5 protein-coding genes and 1 pseudogene are annotated in these 6,044 nt (G+C 65.1%); 3 read left to right on the plus strand and 3 right to left on the minus strand.

Annotated features, from left to right (window positions below; all coding sequences use genetic code 11):
• Both IC66_RS0124205 and IC66_RS0124210 read left to right on the plus strand, forming a co-directional pair.
• Positions 1–1,160, plus strand: a 1,160-nt coding sequence (locus tag IC66_RS0124205; protein WP_038949365.1) for a DUF2157 domain-containing protein, incomplete at its 5' end; no start/stop codon positions are given.
• Positions 1,157–1,762, plus strand: a complete 606-nt coding sequence (locus IC66_RS0124210) for a GDYXXLXY domain-containing protein (protein WP_038949366.1) — start codon at positions 1,157–1,159, stop codon at positions 1,760–1,762. The genes IC66_RS0124205 and IC66_RS0124210, both read left to right, overlap by 4 nt.
• Here the strand turns inward: IC66_RS0124210 and IC66_RS0124215 are convergent.
• From IC66_RS0124215 to IC66_RS0124220, 3 genes are all read right to left on the minus strand, one after another.
• Positions 1,759–3,348 carry an SEC-C metal-binding domain-containing protein gene (locus tag IC66_RS0124215; protein ID WP_038949367.1) on the minus strand — a complete coding sequence of 530 codons (1,590 nt, stop codon included), beginning with the start codon at positions 3,346–3,348 and terminating at the stop codon, positions 1,759–1,761. The genes IC66_RS0124210 and IC66_RS0124215 overlap by 4 nt on opposite strands.
• Before the next feature lie 35 nt (positions 3,349–3,383).
• A complete protein-coding gene (locus tag IC66_RS46435; protein ID WP_157158087.1) occupies positions 3,384–4,046 on the minus strand; it encodes a hypothetical protein in 663 nt (220 codons plus the stop codon).
• 152 nt (positions 4,047–4,198) lie between these two features.
• Complete coding sequence (locus IC66_RS0124220) at positions 4,199–5,575, minus strand: aminotransferase-like domain-containing protein (protein ID WP_354267472.1); 1,377 nt, start codon at positions 5,573–5,575, stop codon at positions 4,199–4,201.
• Positions 5,576–5,738: 163 nt separating this feature from the next.
• Between IC66_RS0124220 and IC66_RS0124225 the strand changes: the two are divergent.
• Positions 5,739–6,044: pseudogene (locus IC66_RS0124225) on the plus strand (EamA/RhaT family transporter); the annotation flags it as partial.

The raw sequence follows: 6,044 nt of genomic DNA on the forward strand, positions 1-6,044 counted from the left end.
TGCCTGCGGGCATCAACATCGCCGTGGTCGTCGGCATCGTCGGCGGTCTGTTGATCGCGGCCGCATTCCTTGCCTTCGTCGCGGCGCACTGGACCGAGATCGCGCGGCTGTTGCGGTTCGCGATCCTGCTCGCCGGCATGATCGCTACCTCTGGCCTCGGGGCCTGGTTCGCGGCGAGCGGCCGCAATGTTCTCGCCGATCTCTGCGCCAGCGTCGGCGCGATCATCTTTGGCGCAGGCATCGCGCTGGTCGGCCAGATGTATCATCTCGGCGACGACTTTGCCGGCGGCATGCTGCTGTGGTCGATCGGCGCGTTCGCGGCGGCACTGCTGACCGGCTCGCGCGGTGCGCTCGCGGTCGGCCTCGTCGCCGCCTGCATCTGGACCTGCATGCGGATCTACGACGCGCCCGACGTCCTGCATCTTCCGTTCGTGGCGGTCTGGCTGATCGCAGCAAGCCTCGCCTTCGCCTGGAATTCGCGCGCCGCCGCGCATCTCGTCGCGCTGGCGGTGCTGCCGTGGTGGATCGCGACGTCGCTCCGCTTCGAGTTCGACGGCGCCCAGCCGTCCTTCGTGCTCGCCAACGGCGCCGCCCTGCTGTTCGGCGCCGGGCTCGCGCTTGCAGCCTGGCCCTCGCCGAGGGCGCTCCGGCTCGGGACCGTCCTGTCGATCTACGGGGCGTTCTCGCTGGCCGCTGTCGCTGTCCTGGAGGTGACGACGGTCGACGATTTCATTCGCTTCCGGACCGGCACGGCGTCCGGCCAGCCGCTGTGGGCGATCCTGTGCGGGGCCGCAGGCGTGATCCTCGCCCTCGTCTCCGCCACGTTGACGAAGCGTGCGGGCGAGATCCTCGGCGCCTGCGCGACCGGGCTGGTGTTGCTCGCCGCGCCGATCTGGCCGGTCTCCACGGCCGGCGAGCCCTGGTTCGCTTACGCCGCGCTGCTGTGCGCCATGCTGTGCCTCGTCGTATCAGGCGTGCTCGATGACGTGCGCCCGCGCATCGTCGCCGGCTGGCTCGGGATCGCCGGTGTGATCGCCGGCATCACCTGGGCGGTGAAGGGCTCGTTGCTGCGTCGCTCGGCGTTCCTTGCGGCGGCCGGCATCGTCACTGTCGTCTTTGCAACGGCGCTCAATCGCGCACTGCCGAGGGCTGCGCGATGAACAGGTTGGTCACGGCCGTTTCCGAGTTCTGGCAGCGCATCCCGAAAGCCGCGCTATTCGCAGCCGCCGTCCTGCTGCAATGCGTTCTGCTGGTGCTGATGGTCGCCGACCGCATGCAGATTTTGCGCGAGGGCACCGAGGTCACTCTGCAGACGCAGCCGGTCGATCCCCGCGATCTCCTGCGCGGCGACTATGTCGTGCTGCGCTACGACATCTCGCAACTGCCGGCCGGTGCGCTCGCCGGCAAGCCGGCCGACGCGCGCAATCCCGTCGTGTTCGTCAAGCTCGCGCCTAATGCCGATGGCGTCTACGCCGCCGTGTCGGCGCATGCCGAGCCGGTGCCGGTCACGGCGCCCGAGGTGCTGATCCGCGGCCGCGTCAACTATTCCTGCGGATCCAACGTCCGCACCTTCTGCGACAGGCTGACGATCAAATATGGTCTCGAAAGCTATTTCGTGCCGGAAGGCGAGGGCGGCAAGCTCGAGCAGGCCCGCAACCAGCAGAAGCTGCGGATCGTTGCCGCCGTGCTCCCCTCAGGCCGCGCCGCCATCAAGCGGCTGCTGCTCGACGGCGAGCCGGTCTATGAGGAGCCGTTGTATTAAGTTGCTTCGTGTGCGCCATGACAATGCTTGAAGCGCTTTCCTGAATTGCATGGGCAAAGGTCGTTGCGTCGCAAGCCTGCAAGCTCCCCCGACGTCCCTGGTTCACCGGGACTCTTCAGGAGTGGCGTTGATGATGCGTCCGGACCGGCGGCCGCCAATTCCGGGGTCGGTGCGTTTCGGCGATTCAGCAGCCACCCGGCCAATATTCCGGTCACCACGAACCCGCCCAGCAGCGCCATTCCCATCTTGATGTCGTTAGCCTCCTTGCGCTCCTTCTCCTCGGACTCTCTCTTTGCTTGTAAGCGCTGCTCTTCCCGTTCCACATACCACTTTGCTGCGGCTTGAAGCGCCGTCGGCGGAACCGTCCAGCTCACCGATGATTTTTCCGGTCTTGAAAGAACGATCGCCCGCGACAGCAGTGCAATTTGCGACGGCGACTTGCTTTCAGAACTGACTCTGTTCGCCGTCAAACGCGATGCGAGCCCGAGCGAAACCCCACCGCAGACCGATGAGACCAGCGTCAGACGGCGATTGCCCTTCGCTTCTTCGAGGGTTTCCCAGCGCCCCAGGCCTGGAAGCGAATCCGGCAATGCAACGTGATCGATCTCATGAGCGTCGATCAGTCGCGTGAGATCATACGCGTAGAGGTTCCGCTCCTTCAGGATATGTGCAATCGCGAAATGCCGGTAGATATTGTACATGTCGCGCCAGATCGGCTCGGCACGAATTGTCTCCTCCATGCGAGCGGTCCAATCACAGGCGAACTCCCTTGCGATGGGATCTTCGTTCCCGCTCTTGGCCCCTGCATCTGCGTCGGCATCCGCGTCGCTGAGGATCACTTGGGCCGACTGCAGGAACGCTGTTTCATAATCGTGTGCATATTCGAACTTGCCGGGTTCAAACCAGAACCGGCGCCGGCTGCTCCAATCGCCCGTGGACGTGCCAGCCCGAAGCATCTGCCGCGACTGGTTGAGCCGGCGCGTGAACGTCCCGGGCAAGGGCGGATCAACCGGCAGTTGAAGCGTGCCCTGCGAAACCTGCTTCATGCGATAATCGGCTTCGACGAGCACCTTCGTCACGCGGGAATGCCTGGGCAGGGCGTCCACGCGAACCATTTGCGGCTGTTGCGAGCACATGCGCAGGTATTGTTGCTTCGCGGCCGCGTCGCGCCCGGCAATCTGGTCGAGACCGGGCGTTTGGCTTCTGTCCGGGTCCAGAGAGATTCCCGGCTCGATCTTCCCGTATTTTCTGTCGGCCGATCTGATCGCGACGATGAGATCGTCGAGATAGAGATCCGGTTGGCCCCTCTCGGCAACTCCGCAAAGCAGGATATCGTTGTCGTCGTCCCGGCAGACAGCGTCGATGCGGGTCAATCCGGTCAGCCGCTTTGGTCCGCCCGACTTCGCCCGCTTCAAGGCTTCGCGCAGCGAAACCGCGACGTCCGCCCGCATGTCCGTGATCGCCGTCGCGGGGGGAGCCTTGCAGGCGCTGTCAGCCGCCACCGCAGCCAGGGGCTGTTGCGCGACGAGCGCGCTGACGCCCGACGCCAGGAAGCCGCGCCGATTGACAAGCACTCTGTGCATCATGGAGGTCTATTTCCCCGCTTCGAGAAATTTCGAAGTTAAGTATCCGGCTTCTTCAAATTGAGAACCTTGCGCCTGAGCTCGCCCAGGTCGCTTTCCTTCCCCGTCGGAGCCGCTCCGATGTGCACGCCGCCGACAGGTGCCGCGGATGGCGAATGAGTTGGACTGCTGACGTTTGATCCGGATGGCTTTGAGCCGATTTCGGGTGAATTCGAGCCTGATCCAGCTCGCTCGCCGGCGCCGCTGACGCCCGACTCTCTGGTTGGGAAGGAATTTCCGCTTGGGGAGGAATTTGGTCTCCGGGCGCTGGGGGCCACTCGCCCGCCGCCGTCACCTGAAACGTCCGACTCCAGCGGGGTGCGCTGATTTCGCCAACGCTGAAGCTCCTGCAACTCGCGAGCGACGGCGGCTGCGCCGTTCAACCGCATCCGCTCCTCCTGGGGACTCTCGTAGTCCGGTCGGGTCGTGAGGTTTTCTCTCAACGAAGCCCTGTCAATGCATTGTCCGGCATCATAGGCAGTTCGAGCGACGTCCTGCTTGAGACTGTCGCACTCCATGCATTTTTTATACAGACCCTGCAATTCGACGGAGATGTAGCTGCAGTTCCACCCGGGACCGTGCTTCTTCTGCAGGGTCTCGGCCTGGGCCGGAAAATTGCAGGCTCCAACAGCTGCAATTGCCGCGAGAATGAAGTAGCGCATGAATGTCATTCAGCTAATGATGTGACCGGATCGACGGCCGGCAAAACAATTTTCACTCGCAGCTTAAACCAGCAGAACTATGCTGCAACTTCTTTCCGTCCAATTAGTATCGGCCTTGCACAGTTTGGCTAATTCCGTTGTTGCGACGGGTATCAGGCGCCATGGTTTCGGCCGTGTTTTTTCAATGCTCGCCGCAGCACCTCCCACACCCGGGGATCGTTCATCTGCGCCACGTTGAAGCGCATGAAGTGATGTGACGTCTGCGACACGCTGAACACGTTGCCCGGCGCGAGCACGACATCGTCCTCAAGCGCGGCGCGCGCGACCTGCGCGGCGTCCTGTCCGCCTGTGAGCCGGCACCAGAGGAAGAATCCGCCGCGTGGCATCAGCCATGGCTCCAGCCCCAACGCCTGAAGTTTTCGCGCGACGTCGCGGCGCGTCCGCGTCAGCTTTTGCCGGAGCTCGTCCATGTGCTTGCGATAGCTGCCGCCGGCCAGCACCTTTGCGATGATCTCGGTCGCGGCCGGGCTCGGGCCGCCAAAGCTGGTTGCGACTTGGAGGTCGACGAGATGCTCGATCCAGTCGGCGCGCGCGGCGATGTAGCCTGAGCGTACCGAGGCCGACAGCGTCTTGGAGAAGCTGCCGATGCGGATCACGCGGGTGAGCCCGTCGAGCGCCGCTAGGCGCGGCGAGCGCTCCGGCTCGAAATCGCCAAAGATGTCATCCTCGATGATGGTGAGGTCGTGCGCGGCGGCCACAGTCAGAAGCCGGTGCGCGGTTGCAAGCGACATCGTTGCGCCGGTCGGATTGTGCAGCGCTGAATTGGTGACGTAGAGCCTGGGACGTTCGGCACCGAGGATCTGCTCGAAGCGGGTGACATCAGGGCCCGACGGCGTATAGGGCACGCCGACGATCCTGGCCTGATGCGCCCGCAGCAGCGCACGGAAATTGAAGTAGCAGGGATCGTCGACCAGCACCGTGTCGCCGGGACGGAGCAGGAAGCGGCAGACGAGGTCGGCGCCTTGCGTGCCCGAGCCCGTCAGCATGAGCTGATCGACCGACGCGGGAATCGAATCCTCGGCAAGGCGCGCGAGCAGCAGCCGGCGCAGCGAAAGGCCGCCGCGCGTGCTGCCATAGTCCGTCAAGAGATCCGCATCGGTCCGCGCAAGGGCACGGACGGCGCGGCGCAAGGCCGCTTCCGGCATCCACTCCGCCGGCAGCCAGCCGCAGCCGGGCTTCGACACGGCGGCGTCGGCATCGAGCGATTGCCTGGAGACCCAGAACGGATCGACCTCCCGGTCGCGCCGCGGCCCGGCCTCGGTCAGCGCAAGCGGCGGCATGATGGTCGGCGAGACATAAAAGCCGGAGCCGCGACGGGCGCGGATCAGGCCTTCGGCTGCGAGGCGATCATAGGCTTCGACGACGGTCGACGGCGACACGCCCATCGTGGCGGCCAGGCTGCGGACCGATGGCAGGCGGTCGCCGGCACTGAGCGCGCGGCCGGCGACCTTGGCGCGGATCGCGCTCATCACGTCAATGGTCCGCGTGCCCCCGCGTCCCTTCGATGGCGCTCCGATGTCCAAGGTGTATCACCTTCCATACCCATACAGATTTGCCGGATTGTACTGGATTGTGACTGGTCGTGCCACCGCCGGCAGCCGAGTATCGCGGCTCGGGAAAGGCGGAACGGACATGCAATCTGCGGGAAGCGGCTGGGGCAACGGCCTGCTCGGCGTCATCATCTTCAGCGGCTCGCTGCCGGCGACGCGCGTCGCGGTCGGCGGCTTCTCCGCGCTGTTCCTGACATCGGCCCGCGCGGTCATCGCGGCGCTGATCGGTGTGGCCGTGCTCGGCGTGCTGCGGCAGGCCCGGCCGCAGCGGGGGGATTTCGCCTCTCTCACCATCGTCGCCATCGGCGTCGTGGTCGGCTTCCCGCTGCTGACGGCGCTCGCGCTCCAGCACATCACCTCGGCCCGTTCGATCGTCTTCATCGGCTTG

Origin of the sequence: Bradyrhizobium genomosp. III (genome assembly GCF_000261705.1) — a bacterium.
Taxonomy (GTDB): Bacteria; Pseudomonadota; Alphaproteobacteria; order Rhizobiales; family Xanthobacteraceae; genus Bradyrhizobium; species Bradyrhizobium ottawaense.